At 60.4% G+C, this 18,355-nt stretch carries 17 protein-coding genes and 4 tRNA genes; 12 read left to right on the top strand and 9 right to left on the bottom strand.

Features of this window, described 5'->3' with window-relative positions; genetic code table 11:
- Positions 1-7: 7 nt before the first annotated feature.
- Positions 8-943 (bottom strand): MBL fold metallo-hydrolase, encoded by a 936-nt coding sequence (locus BMX61_RS04545; RefSeq protein WP_075629043.1) that lies wholly within the window; start codon positions 941-943, stop codon positions 8-10.
- A gap of 295 nt (positions 944-1,238) precedes the next feature.
- Between BMX61_RS04545 and BMX61_RS04540 the strand changes: the two genes are divergently transcribed.
- A tRNA-Gln gene (locus tag BMX61_RS04540) sits at positions 1,239-1,313 on the top strand.
- A 172-nt stretch (positions 1,314-1,485) separates the two neighbouring features.
- On the opposite strand, the gene BMX61_RS04535 is transcribed toward BMX61_RS04540, so the two are convergent.
- A tRNA-Ser gene (locus tag BMX61_RS04535) sits at positions 1,486-1,575 on the bottom strand.
- 284 nt (positions 1,576-1,859) lie between these two features.
- Complete coding sequence (locus BMX61_RS04530; RefSeq protein WP_075629042.1) at positions 1,860-2,150, bottom strand: hypothetical protein; 291 nt, start codon at positions 2,148-2,150, stop codon at positions 1,860-1,862.
- Between the two features lie 413 nt (positions 2,151-2,563).
- Between BMX61_RS04530 and BMX61_RS04525 the strand changes: the two genes are divergently transcribed.
- From BMX61_RS04525 to BMX61_RS04515, 3 genes are all read left to right on the top strand, one after another.
- Positions 2,564-2,917: a hypothetical protein gene (locus tag BMX61_RS04525; protein ID WP_083639574.1), complete on the top strand. Its 354-nt coding sequence runs from the start codon at positions 2,564-2,566 to the stop codon at positions 2,915-2,917.
- A 147-nt stretch (positions 2,918-3,064) separates the two neighbouring features.
- Positions 3,065-3,442, top strand: a complete 378-nt coding sequence (locus BMX61_RS04520; protein ID WP_075629041.1) for a PH domain-containing protein — start codon at positions 3,065-3,067, stop codon at positions 3,440-3,442.
- Positions 3,443-3,616: 174 nt separating this feature from the next.
- Complete coding sequence (locus BMX61_RS04515) at positions 3,617-4,573, top strand: HD-GYP domain-containing protein (protein ID WP_075629040.1); 957 nt, start codon at positions 3,617-3,619, stop codon at positions 4,571-4,573.
- 122 nt (positions 4,574-4,695) lie between these two features.
- On the opposite strand, the gene BMX61_RS04510 is transcribed toward BMX61_RS04515, so the two are convergent.
- Positions 4,696-7,158, bottom strand: a complete 2,463-nt coding sequence (locus BMX61_RS04510) for a PAS domain-containing hybrid sensor histidine kinase/response regulator (RefSeq protein WP_075629039.1) — start codon at positions 7,156-7,158, stop codon at positions 4,696-4,698.
- A 222-nt stretch (positions 7,159-7,380) separates the two neighbouring features.
- On the opposite strand from BMX61_RS04510, the gene BMX61_RS04505 reads away from it, so the two are divergent.
- The 7 genes from BMX61_RS04505 (at position 7,381) to BMX61_RS04480 (ending at position 12,707) form a co-directional block, all read left to right on the top strand.
- Complete coding sequence (locus BMX61_RS04505) at positions 7,381-8,499, top strand: PAS domain-containing protein (RefSeq protein ID WP_075629038.1); 1,119 nt, start codon at positions 7,381-7,383, stop codon at positions 8,497-8,499.
- 5 nt (positions 8,500-8,504) lie between these two features.
- On the top strand, positions 8,505-8,921 hold the full coding sequence (locus tag BMX61_RS04500; protein ID WP_075629037.1) for a response regulator: 417 nt from the start codon (positions 8,505-8,507) through the stop codon (positions 8,919-8,921).
- Positions 8,922-8,977: 56 nt separating this feature from the next.
- Positions 8,978-9,220, top strand: coding sequence for a hypothetical protein (locus BMX61_RS04495; RefSeq protein WP_075629036.1), 243 nt, complete (start codon positions 8,978-8,980; stop codon positions 9,218-9,220).
- Positions 9,221-9,654: 434 nt separating this feature from the next.
- Positions 9,655-9,777 carry a hypothetical protein gene (locus BMX61_RS25300; protein ID WP_267890872.1) on the top strand — a complete coding sequence of 41 codons (123 nt, stop codon included), beginning with the start codon at positions 9,655-9,657 and terminating at the stop codon, positions 9,775-9,777.
- A gap of 143 nt (positions 9,778-9,920) precedes the next feature.
- Positions 9,921-9,994 (top strand) — tRNA-Cys (locus BMX61_RS04490).
- 195 nt (positions 9,995-10,189) lie between these two features.
- Positions 10,190-10,597 (top strand): (R)-mandelonitrile lyase, encoded by a 408-nt coding sequence (locus BMX61_RS04485; RefSeq protein WP_075629213.1) that lies wholly within the window; start codon positions 10,190-10,192, stop codon positions 10,595-10,597.
- Positions 10,598-10,940: 343 nt separating this feature from the next.
- Positions 10,941-12,707 (top strand): methyl-accepting chemotaxis protein, encoded by a 1,767-nt coding sequence (locus BMX61_RS04480; RefSeq protein ID WP_170854899.1) that lies wholly within the window; start codon positions 10,941-10,943, stop codon positions 12,705-12,707.
- Positions 12,708-12,945: 238 nt separating this feature from the next.
- On the opposite strand, the gene lexA is transcribed toward BMX61_RS04480, so the two are convergent.
- The 3 genes from lexA to BMX61_RS04465 all read right to left on the bottom strand — a co-directional run bounded on the left by lexA (position 12,946) and on the right by BMX61_RS04465 (position 14,960).
- On the bottom strand, positions 12,946-13,665 hold the full coding sequence (lexA, locus tag BMX61_RS04475; protein WP_075629034.1) for a transcriptional repressor LexA: 720 nt from the start codon (positions 13,663-13,665) through the stop codon (positions 12,946-12,948).
- A 254-nt stretch (positions 13,666-13,919) separates the two neighbouring features.
- Positions 13,920-14,138, bottom strand: a complete 219-nt coding sequence (locus tag BMX61_RS04470; protein ID WP_075629033.1) for a hypothetical protein — start codon at positions 14,136-14,138, stop codon at positions 13,920-13,922.
- A gap of 531 nt (positions 14,139-14,669) precedes the next feature.
- Positions 14,670-14,960, bottom strand: a complete 291-nt coding sequence (locus BMX61_RS04465) for a hypothetical protein (RefSeq protein WP_075629032.1) — start codon at positions 14,958-14,960, stop codon at positions 14,670-14,672.
- 394 nt (positions 14,961-15,354) lie between these two features.
- On the opposite strand from BMX61_RS04465, the gene BMX61_RS04460 reads away from it, so the two are divergent.
- Positions 15,355-15,429: transfer RNA gene (locus tag BMX61_RS04460), tRNA-Asn, on the top strand.
- Positions 15,430-15,982: 553 nt separating this feature from the next.
- Here BMX61_RS04460 and BMX61_RS04455 read toward each other — a convergent pair.
- Together BMX61_RS04455 and BMX61_RS04450 are read right to left on the bottom strand one after the other, a co-directional pair.
- A complete protein-coding gene (locus BMX61_RS04455; RefSeq protein ID WP_083639573.1) occupies positions 15,983-16,903 on the bottom strand; it encodes a tyrosine-type recombinase/integrase in 921 nt (306 codons plus the stop codon).
- 358 nt (positions 16,904-17,261) lie between these two features.
- The gene (locus BMX61_RS04450; protein WP_075629031.1) at positions 17,262-18,263 is read right to left on the bottom strand and encodes a porin; all 1,002 of its coding nucleotides are present in this window, start codon (positions 18,261-18,263) and stop codon (positions 17,262-17,264) included.
- Positions 18,264-18,355: the final 92 nt, after the last annotated feature.

The following is an 18,355-nucleotide window of genomic DNA, read 5'->3' as shown; positions in this document are numbered from 1 at the left end:
AAAAGGCTTATGCGAGGGTATAGAGCCGCCCCAGCGCGGGCGGCCCGCCTTCGCTCGAAACAAGACCTCGATCGACCAGATCCTCCAGCTGCGCGAGTACGGACAGCGCTGCAGCGCCATGTAGCCGGGGATCGGTGGTGGCATAGATGACGCGGACCATCGCGTCGATGGTCGTGTCTCCGGCCTTCAGCCTGTCGATGATCGCGCGCTCGCGCAGCCGGCGATGAGTCTTCAGGGCGCGCAGGAAAGGCTTGGGCGCGGCCACTGGCCCTCCATGGCCGGGAAAATAGATCCGGTCCCCCTCGCGTGCCAGCAGCTTGTCGAGCGAGGCCATGTAATCGCGCATGGCGCCATCCGGCGGCGCGACGATGGTCGTGGCCCATGCCATGACATGATCGCCGGAAAAGAGAATGCCGGCTTCATCCAGCGCAAAGGCCAGATGGTTGGCGGTATGGCCGGGCGTATGAATGGCGGTGATCCGCCAGTCCGCCCCTTCGATCACCGCGCCGTCGCCAAGCGCCATATCGGGCACGAAGTCGCTGTCGCTGCTTTCCGCAAAGGGATTTTCCTCTCCGGCAAAAAGCGGGCGCGACGGCCGGTGCGGCCCTTCGGCCAGAACCGGCGCGCCGGTGGCAGCCTGGAGACGACGGGCAAGCGGCGAATGATCGCGGTGGGTGTGGCTGACAAGGATATGGCTGACCCGCCGCCCTTCAAGCGCACGCATCAACGCGGCAAAATGCGCCTCATCCTCTGGGCCGGGATCGATGACGGCGACGTTCTGCCTGCCGACAATATAGCTGTTGGTGCCGTGAAAGGTGAAGGGAGAGGCATTGTTCGCTGTAATCCGCTGGACGCCGGGTGCTACCTCCACCGCCTGCCCATGCGCAGGCTCGAAAGTCAGGTCGAAGATCGGGCCAGTTTCGGCCGCTTCGGATAAGGTCATGCCGGCTCCCTTGATGTCCAGGCGTGCCGCGCAACGAAGGCGCCACCCGCTGATGCAGCCCTGTCTATCGTAAGAGGCAGCGAAAAGCATCCTAGCGATAACTCGCGGTTCAGGGCCGAGGCGATAGCTCCAACGGTCGCACGAGCCCGCAGGACCGATCCGCAAACAGGCCAGGCGGGCGTCACCAAGGAAATTTTCGCCGTGAGACAACTTATCCGTTGAGGCGCCGGGCAAGCTTTGCTAGAGCAAGCCACCTCGCGCGAGACAGCACGCCACGTGCCTCGCGCGGCCTTGATGGGGCGTAGCCAAGCGGTAAGGCAGCGGTTTTTGGTACCGCCATCCCCTGGTTCGAATCCAGGCGCCCCAGCCATATTTCCCGATGTGATGATCGATGATGTGCACCTGCCAGGTGCAGCGTCCTATGATGCATAAAGCGATTGCGGAATGGTGCGTCGTCGCGCCGGCTATCGGCCATACTCCGGACAATCGACCGTCAAGGACGATCGAGCCGCAAGTGTAATATCTTGTTTCTCAAGGGAAAATGGCGGAGAAGATGGGATTCGAACCCACGATACCCTTCCGGGTATACTCCCTTAGCAGGGGAGCGCCTTCGACCACTCGGCCACCTCTCCGGTCAAGGCCCTGATAGGGCCATTCGTTTTGAGGATCAAGCGGTTTTTCGGCTTTTCTGCCGTCAACTGGTGTTTGCGTCGGTTGCTGGTCAGTCTCGAACAAGCGCGGCGGACTCGGAACACGCCTAGCTCCGCCAAGCAGGTGCTGGCTTGGGGAATTGAGGCCGGCAGCTGCTTGTTCAGAGCGTGAGTGGTGTGTCGGCCCCAACGCTCTCTGCCGGAAGCAGAGGCGAGGGGCACTGACGCGCATCTCAAAAAGACGCCGAGGCATCTGGATGTGACGTTCAGAAGATCCCGGTCCCGTCGTCGATTTCGATGCGGCGACGGGACAGCAGGGTCAGCGAGCGATCAGGCTCGATCCGGTAGGTTTCCTCGGCCTGCCGGCCATATTCATCGGTCAGGAGATGGGTGAAGGTGCTGCCGGCGGGCGCCTTGGTCAGTCGGCTGCGTGGCTGTCCACCATAGGTGATGCTCCCGGGAATCGGCCTTACACCGGGATCGCCGCCCGTTGTGCAGGCAGAAAGCATCGGCAAGGCGATGACGGCTGCAAGGCAAAGGGAGAGGGTGGAGCGCATGGCGGAACCTCATCGAGAAAAACAGGAACAGGTGTGACAGACAGGCAAGCCTGAAGGGCGCTGCTATAGGAATCAATGATGTGTCATGGCCGGACGGCGCGCACGCCGTGCGCGTTGAACCGCATCTCCCGCACGCCGAGAGACCAACACATGCGCTCTCTAAACCTTTCATCGCGATGCAGGTTCCCATGCGTCATCAGGGCTATGTTATCTGCAGGCAGGCCATTTCCAGCACACGCCGCATTCAGAAAGTGTTTGCTTACTTCTCGATCGGTGCCTTCGCCGCGCTTTGCCTGAGGCTCCGCGTCATTGCCTAACAACGCAAGATTTGCAAAGGATGGACGATCGGTTTGGTAAGAAAATGCCTGCACTCGGCCCTTTGTGCACCTGGATTTTCGCGAGATAAAGCAGCCATGAAAAGCTTCATCATGCACCGCGCCCAGACGCATAGCGGCGAAGCCGCGGTGGTCTACAAGCATTATTTCATAGAGCGCCCGTGCCGAATTCTCATCATCACCGATCACTTGAGTGCGCGCACCTTCTACCGCGCGGTTCTGCGCCACATTTCGCTGTGCGGCGCCATGCTCGACATGTCGCCTGCCATTCCGCTGCCGACACAGTTCTTCCTGCAGATTGATGGCTTCGAGGAGGAGCTTGGCTGCAATGCCATTCTGCGCACCGGCGTCAATCTGGGGGTGCGCTTCAACACGCTGTTGCCTCAGGCCTTTCTCAGCCGCCTTATCCGCGTTGATTTCCGCGGCACATGACAAAGCAGGCTTCCGCCTAGGTCGAGTTTGGGAACGGTGGTTGGGTCGTCTTGCCTTGAAATGCTGCGCAGCCGCTCTCTATTCCCTTTCTAAATAAGGACGGAGCAAGACGCGCGGTGCTGCTCCTGCCTCAGAAGGGAGAGAGCGATGGGTTTATTGAGCGGATTTCTAGGGCATGGCGCATCGGTCGATCCGGCTGAACTGGAGCGGCGTCTGGATGGCGTGCTGATCGATGGGGAGGAGCCGCGTCTGGCGTTCAAGCTGATCCGCGACTTTTTCGTCTTCACGCAATGGCGCCTGATCCTGGTCAATATCCAGGGCATGACCGGAAGCCGGGTCGATTATGATTCGATCCCCTATCGATCCATCACGCGGTTTTCCGTGGAAACAGCCGGCACGTTCGATCTCGACTCCGAGCTGAAGATCTGGATTTCGGGGCACATGAACCCGATCGAGAAAACCTTGAACAAGGGCTCGGATATCAGAGGTATCCAGCGCGCATTGGCATCTGGCATTTTGCGATAAAGCCCAGGCGCCCTGCCGATAGTCTTTCTTCAACCTTATGTAGCAATTTTATACTTTGAACAACCTTGTATAATTGTCGTCTGTTCGATCTTCTCCTTCCTTCTCGCTATTTTAAGTTTTGCGATGCTAACTTAAAAAACGAACCGGTAAATTTCGTCATGGGTGTCGTGGATTATGGTCAAGCGGATCGACAAGGAGCAGGTCCGAAGAGGCATGTTCGTCGAAGCGCTTGAAGGCGCATGGCAAGACAATCCCTTTCCCTATCGCCGCTTCCTGTTGGAAGACGATGAGTCCGTGGAGATCTTGAAGGGGAGCCGTATCACCGGTGTCTTCATCAATACGGCCTTGGGCCTGGATGTTTCCGGACGGCCGGCTCCAGCCAGGATGAAGGTTCAGGCGCCGCCATCGCCTGCAAACGACAAGGCGCGGCAAGCCTCCGCCAAGGTCATCTCCGAGACCAGCCAGCGGCTCGAAGCGCTTTTCGATGATGTGACCTTGGGGAATGCCATTGCCATTGACCATGTCAATCGACTGGCGGACAATCTCGCCGCCTCGATCGAGCAGAGCCCGACTATTCTCCTGGATATGACCAGGCTGAAAAGCAAGGATAAGGCCACATTCCTGCATTCGCTGGCGGTGTCTGCCCTGTTGATGCACTTCGCCCGCTCCATGTCGTTTGACAGCGAGATGGTGCGCGTGCTGGGCGTTGCCGGTCTTCTGCACGATATCGGTAAGCTGATCATTCCTAAAGAGGTGCTGCAAAAGCCGGGCTCGCTCACCAGCGAGGAGCGCCAGGTGATCATGCAGCATCCCGTTTTCGGCTTTGACCTGCTGAAGGCCAGCGACATGCCTGCTGTGGTGCTGGATATCTGTCGATACCACCATGAGCGCATGGACGGGCGCGGCTATCCGGATCGATTGACTGCGGAGAAATTGAGCGTGCCCGTGCGCATGGCCGCCATTGTCGATGTCTACGAGGCGATCACCTCGCTGCGGCCCTATCGAACGCCCTGGTCCTCCCAGCGTGCCTTGACCTGGATGTCGGAGCAAACTGGGCATTTCGACCGGCAGCTGCTGATGCGCTTTGTCCTCAGCCTCGACCCGGCGCTGACCCAGGGCATGTCGCTCTGAATCAGGCGTCGTCCTTTAGAAGGCCTGAGCAGGGCCGCCTCTTGCCGTGCTTCCAGCATCAGTCCGGTTTCCGCAAGCACGACTATGTGCGCGCCATGTCTGACGCGACGTGGCAGACCCGCTCAGCCCTTCTGTGAAAGCACCTGACGCAGCTTTCGGGCAAGCTGCTCCTCGCTATAGGGCTTGCCCAGGAATTCGACATCCGGTTTCAGCCGGCCACCGTGAACGATCGAATTCTCGGTATAGCCCGACGTGAACAGGACTTTGACCCCGGGCATCTGCTGCTTGGCGCGCTCCGCCAGTTCCGTGCTCTTCATTGGGCCAGGCATCACGACATCGGTAAAAAGCAGGTCGACGGTGATGCCGCTTTCGATCAGGGCCGCGGCGGATGCGGCGTCACGCGCTTTCAGGACCCGATAGCCAAGCGTCTGCAGAAGGGCGACCGTGGTGTCGCGCACGCCGTCATCATCTTCCACGACCAGAATGGTCTCATGTCCCCCGGCTGGCTCGATTTCGGGCTCGTTGAGGTCTTCCTCCTCGGCGGCTGCGCGCGGCAGGTAGATCTTCACCGATGTCCCGGCATCGACTTCGCTGTAGATCCGGATATGGCCGCCGGATTGCTTGACGAAGCCATAGACCATGGACAGGCCAAGCCCTGTTCCCTTACCTTCGGGCTTGGTGGAGAAAAAGGGGTCGAACACCTTGTCGATGATCTCGGCCGGAATGCCGGTGCCCGTATCCGTCACGGCCAGCAACACATATTGACCCGGCACGATCTCGCTGTCGCTGCGGGCATAATGGGATGTCAGCTCGGCATTGGCGAGTTCGATCGTCAGCTTGCCGCTGCCGCCCATGGCATCGCGGGCATTGATCGCCAGGTTGAGCAGCGCTGTCTCCACATTGGTCGGATCGGCCATCGTGTTCCAGAGGCCGCCGCCGACGATGGTTTCGATGTCGATTGCTTCGCCAATCGCGCGGCGGATCAACTGATCCGTATCGCGCACCAGCCGGGCCAGATTGACGACACGCGGCGCCAGAGGCTGTCGGCGGCCGAAGGCCAGGAGCTGCGATGCCAGCCGCGCGCCCCGCTGCGTGGCGGCCAGCGCGTTGTCGATGCGCCGCTTGGCACGCTCATCCTGGCCATATTGCTTGGACAGAAGCTCCAGGCTGCCGGTGACGACCTGGAGAAGATTGTTGAAGTCATGGGCGATGCCGCCGGCCAGATTGCCAATCGCCTCCATCTTCTGGCTCTGACGCAGCGCCCTTTGCGTCGCTTCCAGCTCGCGTGAGCGTTCCTCGATCCGGCTTTCGAGCGTGGCGGCCAGCTCTTCCAGCTGTGCCTCCGTCGCCTTCTGGTCGTGGATATCGGTATTGGTGCCGATCCAACGCTCGATGGCGCCTGCCGCGTCGCGCAAGGGCAGGGCGCGTGACAGGTGCCAGCGATATTGGCCATCGATCCGGCGGAGGCGAACCTCGGCATGAAAGGGCGCGCCGTCATAGCGTGCCTTTTCCCAGGCCGCCATCACAGGCGCGCGATCCTCGGCATGAACGGTGCCGCCCAGCGAACGGCCGATGAGCGCTCCCTCGTTGAGGCCGGAATATTCGTAAACCCGGCTGTTGCACCATTCCAGCTCCCCGTCCGGGCTTGCTGCCCAGGCATGGTTGGGGATGGACTGGGCCAACTGGCGAAACCGCACTTCGCTTTCGCGCGCGACCTGCTGCGCCAGCTTGATCTCGGTGACGTCATAGCCCTGCACGAAGATGCCGGAAACCGCACCTTCGGCATTGCGAATCGGCTGGTAGACGAAATCCAGATAGCGCCGCTCAATGCCGGCGCCGCGATCGAGCTGCACTTCCGCCCCGTGGGCGATAAAGGGACGGCCGCTGTCACGGACATTGTCGAGCAGCTCGGAAAAGCCTTGATTGCGGATCTCGGGCAGAGCCTCCAGAACCGGCTTGCCCAAAATGTCGCGCCCGCCGACGAGCGCTATATAGGCGGCATTTGCCAGGTCGAAGACGTGATCCGGCCCGGAGAGCACGGCGGTGAAGCCAGGCGCCTGCTCGAACAAGCCGCGCAGATAGCTGCGCTCTTCGCCCAGAGAGAGATTGGCGTCCGCAACCGCGTCCGCCCGCGCCAGAATGTCGCTTTCCACGCCGAGCGTTGCGGCGGAGCGGCGCAGCCTGTGTAGTTCCGTCACGTCGACCGTATGCTGAAGGATCAGGCCGACCTTGCCCTCACGATCGGGGATCGGTGTATGCGTTGCGCTCCAGTACCGCTCTTCCAGCGAGCCATCCGGCCGCGCGATCGGATAGGGGATCAGCGGCAGATGGTCGATCTCGCCGGTGCGCAGCACCGTGTCGAAGGAGTTGCGCAGCAGCCGCCCGGGAACGGACGTGGGATCGCTGGGAAAAGCATCGAAGATGTTTTGGCCGATCAGCTCTTCGCGCCGGCGCATGGTCACCGCGCAATAGGCTGCGTTCAGGCCAACGATGTCGAGGTTGCGGTCGACGATCACATATGGGTTCGGCGCAGCCTCGAACAGGTGCGCCAGATCGATATCAGCTAAGTCTGTGTTCTTGAACATCCAACGCGGCGCCTATTTATTCGCAAGACGCATAGCAGCCGCTTGCCAAAGACGATAGAAGCTTTCTCCAAGGGCCCTATTTTCACGGATACGACCGCTTTCTCCTCAAGGATTTCTGAAGATCCTCGAAGACTTCGCCACGCGAGGCCTGCCTTGCGGGCGGGAAAGGGTCAATGGCTGTAGGGTGCGATCACGAACAACCATTCGAGCACCCGCGGTGTCATGAGCCAAGACAGTCAATCCAAGCAGGACGCCCGCGATGCAGGCCAGCGGCTGGTCGAGTCCCGGGTGTCGGAAGACCCGTTCGCCGCTGCCTTCAAGGCCACGCGCATGCCGATGATCATCACCGACCCGCGCCAGCCCGACAATCCGATCATCTTCACCAATCGCGCCTTTGCCGATCTCACGGGCTATTCGATCGATGAACTGATCGGCCGCAACTGCCGGCTCCTGCAGGGGCCGGGCAGCGATCCCGAGAAAATCAACCGCATCCGCTCGGCCATCGCGGCGCAGGAAAATATTTCCATCGACATTTTGAACTACCGCAAGGACGGCAGCACCTTCTGGAATGCCTTGTATATCAGTCCGGTGCGCAACATTCAGAACGAGGTGATCTACTTCTTCGCCTCGCAGCTCGATGTCACCAACGTCAAGAACAAGGAAAAAGAGCTGGCCGAAGCCCGGCGCATGGCGGAAAAGCTGGTGGACGAGCGCACACGCGATCTCAAGGCCGCGCTCGATGCCAAGACGCTGCTGGTCCACGAGGTCGACCACCGCGTCAAGAACAACCTGCTGACGATCGCCTCGCTTTTGAAACTGCAGGCGCGGCTGACGACCGACATGACCGTTGCCGGAACCCTGCATTCGGTCCTCGACCGCGTGGAGGCGCTCAGCATCGTCCAGCGCAAGCTGTTCACGAGCGAGGATGTCGCCCGGTTCGATGTCGCGGAGTTCACCAGGGAACTCGTGGTGAACGTGGTCGGCGCGCTCAAGCGCGATGATATCGTCGTGACGCTCGATCTGTCGCCGGTGCTGGTGCCGGCCGTTAAAGCCTCGCCGCTGTCGCTGATCGTCAACGAGTTGGTGGGCGATGCCGTTCGGCGTGGCTTGAAAGATGGCGGCGGGCGAATAGATGTGACCGTCAAGCGTTTGAACGGCCATTTCCTGATCCGCGTGGACGACACTGTGGAGACGGTGGATTTCGATCGCGAACAGCAGGAATTCGGGCGTCTCGTGCTGGAGACCTGCGCCAAGCAGCTGCGGGCGCGCATCGAGCGGAGTATGGAAGGCGATATCAACAGGGTCGAGGTGACCCTGATGGTTGCCGGCGAAGAGGAATAGGCATTTTGAGGATCATGATTGTCGAGGACGAGGCACTTCTGGCGCTGGAGCTGGAAAGCGAGCTTCAAAGCGCCGGCCATCAGGTGGTGGGCCATGCCATGGCAAGCAAGGACGCCATGAACCTGGCGGCGCAAACCATGCCCGATTTCGCCTTCGTCGATATTCACCTTCTGGATGGTCCCAGCGGCATCGACGTCGGCCGGCATCTCCACGAGCTCGCAATCCCCTATGTCTTCGTCACCGGCAATCTGAAGCGCATCCCAGAGGATTTCGCCGGGGCGATCGGCGCGATCGAGAAGCCCTATACGATGAGCGGCCTGCAAAACGCCGTGACCTTCCTCGAAACGCTGGTGACGGCGGAGAACGTGCCGATATCGAGCGCGCCGCCAAGCCTCGTCGTTGCGCCTGCCTTTGCCTGCTGATCCCTCGCGTTTCGCAATATGCGTTGCGCGGGACGGGATCTGAAGGAGATCAAGACATGCCCGGCCTCAATGCCGTCTATGAAGTTCTGACCTTTGCGCTGGATCACCGGGGTCATCCCGTGGCAACGGGCGCGCCGCTGCAGGTGGATAGTGAGGACGCGGCCCTTGCGCTTGCCACAAGGCTCAAAGCCGATCATGCCGGTGTCGCGGCGATCAGACGTCCCGTGCGCGCCGCGATCGGGGAGACCGGCCCGATCGAGATCCTGTTCCAGGCCGGGCGCCTCGGCGACTTCGCCTGATTGCTTCCAGACGCTTGACTGCCATGCGTCCTTCAAGCCTCTTTAAGATGACGAGATAGACGGGCTGGATCACGGTCGGAGATCGAGCCCGTTCCGCCTCGTTGAAGCCGTCGTGGCTTTTGCGCGGGAGCGATAAGGGTTCGTTTGCCTTGGGCGCAGACGGCTTTTGATGACGGCCATTCTTCCGCCATCAGGGGATGACATTTCCGCGCCGACATCCCACATGAGACTGGCCAGGCTGGAGAAACCGTCGGCGTGCCGCAAAAGCCCGTTGTTGCGCCAAGCGCGACCATCCGGCGCCTGCGACGGAACTTGTTAACATTCTGTGAATTCTTTGCCGGCGTCGGCATGTCAAGGCTGACCTCGAAGATCAGGCGCCGCCGCATGCGAACCTGTAAGGCAGGGCGCTGCGGCACGCAGAGAAGGAAAAGATCATGCGTATTATTTTTGCCGTCATGCTGGCCTCGGTGCTCAGCATCCTCGCCGTCAAGTTTGCCAATAACGATCTGGGGCAGGGCGTTCCCCTGGCGACGCCGGCCACGGCGGCCAGCATGTAAGACAGGATTTTGGGCCGATGCGGCTGCGGACATAGGCCGCAGTGTTTCAGGCGGGAAAATGAACGAAACGAAGCGGAAGGGCCTTGCGCTTTCCCTCGAACGATTCTAAACGACCGCCACTGCTTGAGAAATCAGGCTCGTGAGGCCTCGTGGCGGAGTGGTGACGCAGAGGACTGCAAATCCTTGTACCCCGGTTCAATTCCGGGCGAGGCCTCCAAAAATTCTATCCATTTCCTGTGACGATCCACCACGTTCGGCCTCTGCCGGATGATCCACAGGGCGTTTTCTCCCAACGCGAAGCCTCCCTGAACATCCAGCACTTTTTTTCGTGTGACGCGCGGCAGTGGCGCGCTATGTTTTTCTGCTGATCGGCCGTAACGGCCGTGGACTCTTTCAAAGCTGGGAGCAGAGCATGCAGATCAAGCGCGCAGGTACGCAGGCTTCCGGTGTCGGGCCCTCTGATTGGTTCACTGGAACGGTGCGCATCGATCCTCTCTTTGCGGCTATCTCGCCGGCAAGGGCGGCCGGCAACGCGGTCACGTTCGAGCCCGGGGCGCGCACCGCTTGGCACACCCATCCGCTTGGGCAGGTTCTGATCGTCACAGCCGGCTGCGGCCGCGTTCAGCGCGCGGGAGGGCCGATCGAGGAAATCTGCCCAGGCGATGTCGTCTGGTTCGAGCCCGGCGAAAAACATTGGCACGGCGCCGCGCCGACGACGGCCATGACCCACATTGCCGTTCAAGAGGCGCTTGACGGCAAAGCAGTCGAATGGCTGGAGCCCGTGCGCGACGAAGACTATGGCGCTGCGGTTGAGCGATGACCGGCGACGCCAAGAGCCAATAGATCTGCCTATTCAACTTATTTATGGATTTTGACTAATATAAAAGTCAATCATCTCCTCTGGCGGGTTTGAATTTTCAGTAAAAACCGGCTTTGTCTAAACTATCGCTAGAATTCATGAGCGGCGAAAGCTGCGCTGTTAACCGGAGATTTGCCCGGCTGCTTTCTTCTGAACGACATGATCAACAGTCAATCCTGCCGGATTGGCGTCTCATCGTCCTATCGGAAGCGAAGCCATGAACCTGCTGGCGAATCTGCGCATACAAACGAAAATCACCTCGGTTATCGCCGTCTTGTGCATTGTCGGTTGTCTTGGGTCGGTGATGATTGCGACGCGTTTCTATGAAACCGACGAGCGTTACTCGGACTTCCTTGCGCAGGATGCAACAGCTTCGGTGCTTGCGGCGCGCGTGGGTCAGCGCATCTTCGCGATGAGCTATAATGCCTATCAGGAACTGGTCTATGATGGCAGCTCCGCTGAGGCTCAAACGGTAGCCAAAGCCTACCAGTTGCATAGACAGGCGGTGAAGGAGCTGATGGCCAAATTGCCGACGCTTCTGCCGGCGGAAGCCGACACGTTCGCGGCTTTCGCCAAGCGGTTCGATGGCATCGTCGCTCTCATGGACGCGGCAATTATCGAGGGCGCGCGCAACAATGATGAGCAGGCAAAGGTGCTGCTCAGCCAGGCCGACCCGCAGATCGCCTCGTTCACGACCGATATGCGCACCTGGAACGATAATCATATCAGTGCCGTCATGGCGCAGTCCAACGCGATATCCGATGCCACCTGGTTCACGATCATGGCCACGCTCGGCAGCCTCTTTGCCGTCTTCCTGCTTGGCTTGGTCGTCTCGATCCTGGTGTCGAAATTTGGCATCAGCGCGCCGGTTCAGGCTTTGCGCGCACGCATGATCCGTCTTGCAGAGGGCGATGTCGAAAGCCCGATCCCGGGCATGGACCGAAAAGACGAGCTGGGCGCCATGGCGGGGGCCGTGGCCACATTCCGGGATGCGGCTTTGGCGAAGCGGCGGCTGGAGCAGGACACGGAAAGCGGCCGGCAGCGGGCCGAACAGGAGCGCGCGCAAGGTGAGGCGCTGAAAGCACGGGAGGCCGAGGAGATCCGCTTTGCCGTCGAGGGTCTGGCGTCGGGCTTGGCCGCCTTGTCGACCGGCGAACTCCACTATCGCCTCGATCAGCAATTCGCGGGGGAGCTCGATCGCTTGCGTCAGGATTTCAACAGGGCGATGACGACGCTGCGAGAGACGATGGATGGCGTGGCCAGCAGCACGCGTGGGATTGGCGCCGGTGCGCAGGAAATCCGCTCGGCCGCCAACGACCTGTCCAAGCGGACCGAGCAGCAGGCGGCGTCCGTCGAGGAAACCGCGGCGGCGCTCGAACAGATCACCACCACGGTGAGGGACGCAGCCTTGCGCGCCGAGGAGGCTGGCAAGCTCGTTTCGCGCGCACGCAACGGCGCCCAGCGCTCTGGCGAGGTGATGGGGCAAGCCGTGGCCGCCATGGTCCAGATCGAGAAATCCTCGACCGAAATTTCCAACATCATCGGCGTGATCGACGAAATTGCCTTCCAGACCAATCTCCTGGCGCTCAATGCCGGCGTCGAGGCGGCGAGGGCAGGCGAGGCCGGCAAGGGCTTTGCCGTCGTGGCTCAGGAGGTGCGGGAGCTTGCCCAGCGCTCCGCGCAGGCGGCCAAAGAGATCAAGGCGCTGATCTCGACTTCGGGCGCCCAGGTGCAAAGCGGTGTGAACCTTGTGGGCCGAACCGGCGATTCGCTTCAGCAGATCGTGTCCGATGTTGAACAGATCGACCAGAACGTCCGCGCAATCGTCGAGTCGGCCCGCGAACAGGCCACCGGTCTTCAGGAAATCAACACGGCTGTGAACGAGATCGATCAGAACACGCAGCAGAACGCGGCGATGGTCGAACAAACCACGGCAGCCAGCCATAGCCTGATGCAGGAGATCGATGCGCTCGGTGCTCTGCTTTCACAGTTCAAGACCGATGGCATGTCTGGCACCATGGCGGCGCCGGGTCAGCGCCGTCCGGCGCCCATGATGCGCGCAGCCGGCTGAAAAGTGCCTTTGCGCACTGAAGGCGCGCAACCGGAGTCGACTTTAAGGCATGTCGCGGAAAACTGTGCAGCGGCTTCGTGATAACGACATGCGGCAAAACAAGGGTTCAAAGCGTCGGGAGCCTAATCTAAAGATCGCGACACGCTTCAGGTCTTGATGTTCGTTTGTGCCTCGCGAGCAGCGCCTTCTGCCCGCAAGGCGATTGGGCAGAGAGACGCGCACGCGCTAACGATATCGATCAGTGATATTGCCGGATCAGACCGACGAGCTTGCCCTGAATCTTCACGCGATCCGGCCCGAAGATGCGGGTTTCATAGGCGGGATTGGCCGCTTCCAGCGCGATGGAGTCGCCCTTTCGGCGAAAACGCTTCAGCGTTGCCTCTTCCTCATCCACCAGTGCCACGACGATATCGCCGGGCGTTGCCGTGCTGCCATCGCGGATGATCACGAGATCGCCATCGAGAATGCCGGCCTCGATCATCGAGTCGCCACGCACTTCAAGCGCATAATGCATGCCGCTGCCCACCATGTCGGCCGGAACGGCAATGTCATGCGTGTTGTTCTGGATCGCGGATATCGGCACGCCAGCGGCGATCCGGCCCATGACCGGCACGGAGAGAGACGCGCTATCCACTGGACGCGCAGCGGCAGGACGGGCCGTTTCGCGCGCCTGGGCCTGGTCTCGGCTGCCCTGGATGACGCTGGGCGTAAAGCCGCGCTTGGCAGCGGCAGGCGCAGCATAGACCTCTGGAAGCTTGATCACCTCCAGCGCTCTGGCGCGATTGGGCAATCTGCGAATGAAGCCACGCTCCTCCAGCGCGGTGATCAGCCGGTGAATGCCAGATTTCGAGGCAAGCGACAGGGCGTCCTTCATTTCATCGAAAGAGGGCGGAACGCCGGACTCTTTCATCCGCTCATGGATGAACAGCAGCAGTTCCTGTTGCTTGCGCGTCAGCATCTCTCTCGCTCCGAATGGGGAAAACAAATCACGAACAAAAACTATCTGTTCGTTATGTGTTCTGCAAGAGAATTCGCATCATCAACAAGCCGCCCGTTGCAATAAGACATCGGGCCGCCCCTTCGTCCACGGCATCAGGATCTGCTGCAAGGCAATGGGGACGGTGGCGCTTGCGACGCATGCCAACGGCACTGCTTGAGGCGTGGCCTCCATCCAGATCAGGACGTGCGCCTCAAGCCGGCCGCCATGGGCTGTCAGTGGTAATAGAAGCAGGCGCAATCGGCCTTCTCGTCGCCATCGGGCTGCCAGACGCGCGCCGCAAGGTTCTTCGGTGCGCCGGCTTCGTCCAGCGGCAGATTGAGAAGCGCCAGAACGGCGAGCTTTGCCGAGGGCGCGTTGGTATCGATCACGCGGCCGACCTGCTGGACGCCCTGGCGCGGCGTCCATGAAAACAGCTGAACACGGTATTGCATACGAAGATCCTCCCTTTAGGTGAGGCAGGCCAGCTCCTCCAGCCGAAGCCTCGGTGATGCTTGATAATGGCACACGGTTTTGTCACAGATCCGCGATGTTGCGCAGGCGCTCCCATGCCTGCGCTTAGCGGGGTCCTGCCGCTTATCCCCTGAAACGGCTATGCGCAGCCCTTGTCGGTGCTCCGCAAGTACCCGAATGCGTCCTCATGCATTCGGCAGTCTGATGAAACAGCGGGGCGCAAGGCCACAGCTCCGTCCCTAAAACGCAGCACGCGGTGCTCGTTGCGTAGACATGCTGCAGCGAGCGGTTTGTCGAACGTCACGGGGCAGGCCAAGGGCTTGCCCTCCGCTCCGCCTGAGCGTTGCGGTCACATAGATGCTGGTGACGTGATTCTATCACCAAATGCGGTTGGATGCGATCATCCTCTCGTGATTATCCGTGAGGAGTCGAGGAAGTCATCGATGTAGGAGCGAGCGCTAGGGCAGGCGAGCGCGTGGCCAAGCGCGGCGCAGTCCGCGCGGTTTCAGAGGTCAGTTCGTCTTGCCCATCTGTTTTGCGCGTTGGCGCCGCGCCCACCAGACCGTCACGCGGCGGCGGCGGCGGCGGACATAGGCAATATCCTGGGACAACACGACAAGGCCGACCGGCACCATCCAAAAGCCCAGAATGGGCAGAAAGCCCAGGCAGCCGCCAAAGACCAGCCCCGTTCCCAGCGCAATCCTCGGGGCGCGCGTGCGCGGCAGAGGCATGGACAGGCGGCCCATGATCAGGCGGTTGGTGGCGGGGTCGATGCCGAAGCGTCTGGTGGCGCGCTGTGCCATTCCGTGGGTGTTCCTTCCTTCACTCGTCCATGCGGCAGGCCTGCGCGGAACTTCGGCAAAAGCCGCTTGTTCTGATCTGTGCCAAAGCGCGGCCTTTAAACAGCGCTGTCATCGAGCGATCAGGCTAAATGCTTGCCACACTATTGTTTTCGCTCTTGTACAGGCTGCAATTCACCCGCTGGCATCGCTTGAAAGACCCAGCGCCAGGCCGCCTGATGCACTCTGCCGGCTAGGCTTTCGCATGGCCCGCAGAGACTTATCCCCAGGCAGATGGCGCTCCGGGGCGTGTTTCTCAAGAGAATGCACTTTTTTTCAAAAACCCTCTTGGCAAAGCGGGCACGCCTTTGTAATAGCAGCATCACTTCTGCAGCGGCAAACGCCGCGCCGCAGACATTCCCTGGTAGCTCAGCGGTAGAGCATTCGACTGTTAATCGACAGGTCGCCGGTTCGAATCCGGCCCGGGGAGCCATCTTCTTTTTGTTGCAAAGCCGATGTTGGAAATCGGCGTGCATTCGCTGAAGATGGATGCCGTCGCCTCCTTGAACGGCGATTTGCCATCGTTTTCATGGCGCTCTGATCTTTTCCATCCTCTCTTATGTTTATCATCGTCGTCTTCTCGAAGGACGCATTGACGTACGAGCGTTTTGGCTGATCAGGTGCCAAAGGCCGTCGTATCGACTGAGCGATGGTCCGTATTGGCAGGTGGAATCAAGGCCTGGTGCAGATCGGCTGGGCGCTCCCATGTGACGCCTGCAGGAATGCTTTCCTTTTTACAGCTCGCACCTTCTCTTACGGCGCAAGAGGTCTTGCAGGAGCGAGACGTGCCGCCTTGCCGAATGGCAGCATGATCGTGGATTGGTTGGTGCAGCGTGATGCGCCAGAGCCCTGCTGATCAGGCTTTCTGGTGAGCCATCCTGCTCATAATCCAAAGCAGCCGGATGTTTTTGGCTTTCAATGTGGCATCGGGTGACCCGAAAGCTGGTTTTCCGCTTTCGGCCCGATGGTCGGGCTCGGCGTTTCGATCAGGCGGGTGCGCCCTGGCGCTCCAGAACCGGGAGGCAGACGGCCAGATCCTGCGAAGCGAGATGCGCATAGCGCATGGTCATCTGCAGCGTCTGATGGCCCAGCCACATCTGGACACGGCGGATGTCGATGCCGCCGCGCACCAAGCGTGACGCGCAGGTGTGGCGCAGCACGTGCGGCACCAGCTCTTCATCATGGGCGAGACCCACCTGTCGCTTGGCCTTTTTCCAAGCAGCGCGGAACTGCTGCTGGTCGATCCCGTAGAAGGGCCCAAGACCCCGACCGCGCGATGCGGCGATGGCCTCCTGCGCGCGCCGCGTCATCGGCACGGATCGGCTGCGGCCGGACTTGGTGATCCAGAACGTCGCCATCTGTCCTTGCAGATCGTTCCAGCGCAGGCCGAGCGCCTCGCCGAGACGCGCGCCGGTATCCACGAGGAAGATGCACAAGCGATAATAGAGATCGGATGTCTCGCGCAGCGCCCCGAACAGGCGCTCTTCCTCATTGCTTTCCAGGAAGCGAATGCGTCCGGCCTTTTCCTTCTGGCGGCTGAAATCAGGAAGCGGACCGATATCGCCCATCTTGCTCGCCTTGCGCAGCAGTTTCGACAGCGCCGAGATCTTGCGGTTGATCGTTGCATTGCTGTTGCCGCGCCGGCGGAGATTGTTGACCAGCTCGTCCAGCATCTCCTGGCCGAAGCTCGCAAATTCCTTTTGTGGCATCATGGCGTAGAGATCGTGGATGAAGCCGGTGACATTGTTGCGATGTTTCCCGGCCTCCCAAAGCGTGTCGCCATAGCGATCGAGCAGGGTGATCAGCGTATGAGTTGAGGATGACCGCCGATCCGCCGTCAGGCGATAGGACAGGCCGGAAAAGCCCAGATGACCAAAGGACGACGCCTCTGCGGAGTTGACCTGCATCGAATGCTCCCTTCACGACTCAACAGGTGCCATTCCGGCAGCCTGCGGCGAGGACGTGCCTTTCCATCCCGCAAAACGTCGATCGACGGCGGGTAGACCGGCTGAAATGATCATGAAGCCGATGCCCGTCTGTCGAGAGGGCGTCGGCGGAGACTGGCTGTGAAACCGAAGCCCCGCCACCAGCGAGCGCGACCATGATCACGGCTCTGTGAAGATTCCGTGACTAAATTAGAAAGTTCATGATTTGTTCCAAAACAGATGATGGCGACCCAACCTGAAGTTCTACGAACCACAGGCGGCCGCCATCAAGAGATGCCCTCGCCATTGAGGCGAGGGCCGAAGTCAGCTTGAGCGTGACTTAGAAGTCGCGCTGCAGACGCAGGAAGCCGGTCCACTGGTCGCCGCCGTTATCGTCAACCTTCTTGTAGTTGACAGTTGCGAGCGAACGAAGGCCATCGGTGATCTGGTAACCGGCGGTTACGCCGACCTTCCAAGCATCCGGACCCTTGAAGTTGCCGAATTCGCTGATGCCGTAGTCACCCCAGTACTGGGCAGCAGGCGTGATGGTGAACTTTTCCGTGGCCTTCAGCTCGTAGGAGGCAGCGACCGTCCACTTGGATGCGTTCCAGTAGTAGCTCGGGTTGGTGGCGTAAACGCCAGCGACCTGAAGCGTACCAGGACCGAAACCTGCTGCCAGAAGAGCCTTGAAAGCAGCCTCATCAGCGTCGAAGTCGTAGTTGCCGATCACCCAGCCGCTGACCGAGCCAGCCGTGAAGCCAAGCTTGCCACCAACGCCGATATCGTCATTGGACTTCAGCGTGTAACCACCCGTCAGCTCGTCAACCGAGACGCCAGCCGTGAATGCACCGCCATCATAGGTATAGCGGACAGAGTTCTGCAGCGTCTTTGGCGAGCCGAGTTCGTCTGTTTCGCCGTTGATGCCGTCGTCGAACCAGTCGTAGAAATAACCGACATCGAAACCAGCGACGTTGATCCACGAACCGTCGTTCTTGACGCCGTTATCATCGGCTTCAAGGTTGATGTAGCCCGAGACAACGCCGAGTTCGGTGTCGTTCTTGGCAGCGAAGGTCAGATAGCCCTTCGACTGGGCATCATAGTCGCCCTTACCGTCACGGCCGAATGCATTTTCCTTCACGGTCAGCTGCGTACGGACGTAGCCGCCGATCTTCAGGCAGGTTTCGGTGCCCGGAATGTAGAAGTAGCCCTTACCGAAAGCATCGCAAACGCGGACATATTCCAGGGCTTCCGGCTCGGCAGCGACGATTGCGTCAGCAGCCTGAGCGCCGGAAACGACTGCCATGGCAGCCGCGGAGCCGAGAAGAAGGCTCTTGATGTTCATTTCTGACCTCCAGTCAGAAATGAGGTCACGAATGGCGAATTTGCCGATTTTCCAGTGAAATCAAGCGATCTGGTGCAAACCGGTCTTCAAGG

This window comes from Xaviernesmea oryzae, assembly GCF_900109605.1.
Lineage (GTDB): Bacteria > Pseudomonadota > Alphaproteobacteria > Rhizobiales > Rhizobiaceae > Xaviernesmea > Xaviernesmea oryzae.
This window is presented reverse-complemented; position numbering and strand designations above follow the sequence as displayed.

What these genes read in the sequence shown, in the direction of transcription:
- BMX61_RS25300 (WP_267890872.1), top strand. Translation starts at nt 9,655, where the DNA reads ATGCGTATTATTTTTGCCGTCATGCTGGCCTCGGTGCTCAGCATCCTC.
- BMX61_RS04450 (WP_075629031.1), bottom strand. Translation starts at nt 18,263, where the DNA reads ATGAACATCAAGAGCCTTCTTCTCGGCTCCGCGGCTGCCATGGCAGTC.
- BMX61_RS04495 (WP_075629036.1), top strand. Translation starts at nt 8,978, where the DNA reads ATGCCCGGCCTCAATGCCGTCTATGAAGTTCTGACCTTTGCGCTGGAT.
- BMX61_RS04505 (WP_075629038.1), top strand. Translation starts at nt 7,381, where the DNA reads ATGAGCCAAGACAGTCAATCCAAGCAGGACGCCCGCGATGCAGGCCAG.
- BMX61_RS04480 (WP_170854899.1), top strand. Translation starts at nt 10,941, where the DNA reads ATGATTGCGACGCGTTTCTATGAAACCGACGAGCGTTACTCGGACTTC.
- lexA (WP_075629034.1), bottom strand. Translation starts at nt 13,665, where the DNA reads ATGCTGACGCGCAAGCAACAGGAACTGCTGCTGTTCATCCATGAGCGG.
- BMX61_RS04485 (WP_075629213.1), top strand. Translation starts at nt 10,190, where the DNA reads ATGCAGATCAAGCGCGCAGGTACGCAGGCTTCCGGTGTCGGGCCCTCT.
- BMX61_RS04515 (WP_075629040.1), top strand. Translation starts at nt 3,617, where the DNA reads ATGGTCAAGCGGATCGACAAGGAGCAGGTCCGAAGAGGCATGTTCGTC.
- BMX61_RS04530 (WP_075629042.1), bottom strand. Translation starts at nt 2,150, where the DNA reads ATGCGCTCCACCCTCTCCCTTTGCCTTGCAGCCGTCATCGCCTTGCCG.
- BMX61_RS04455 (WP_083639573.1), bottom strand. Translation starts at nt 16,903, where the DNA reads ATGCAGGTCAACTCCGCAGAGGCGTCGTCCTTTGGTCATCTGGGCTTT.
- BMX61_RS04465 (WP_075629032.1), bottom strand. Translation starts at nt 14,960, where the DNA reads ATGGCACAGCGCGCCACCAGACGCTTCGGCATCGACCCCGCCACCAAC.
- BMX61_RS04470 (WP_075629033.1), bottom strand. Translation starts at nt 14,138, where the DNA reads ATGCAATACCGTGTTCAGCTGTTTTCATGGACGCCGCGCCAGGGCGTC.
- BMX61_RS04510 (WP_075629039.1), bottom strand. Translation starts at nt 7,158, where the DNA reads ATGTTCAAGAACACAGACTTAGCTGATATCGATCTGGCGCACCTGTTC.
- BMX61_RS04545 (WP_075629043.1), bottom strand. Translation starts at nt 943, where the DNA reads ATGACCTTATCCGAAGCGGCCGAAACTGGCCCGATCTTCGACCTGACT.
- BMX61_RS04525 (WP_083639574.1), top strand. Translation starts at nt 2,564, where the DNA reads ATGAAAAGCTTCATCATGCACCGCGCCCAGACGCATAGCGGCGAAGCC.
- BMX61_RS04520 (WP_075629041.1), top strand. Translation starts at nt 3,065, where the DNA reads ATGGGTTTATTGAGCGGATTTCTAGGGCATGGCGCATCGGTCGATCCG.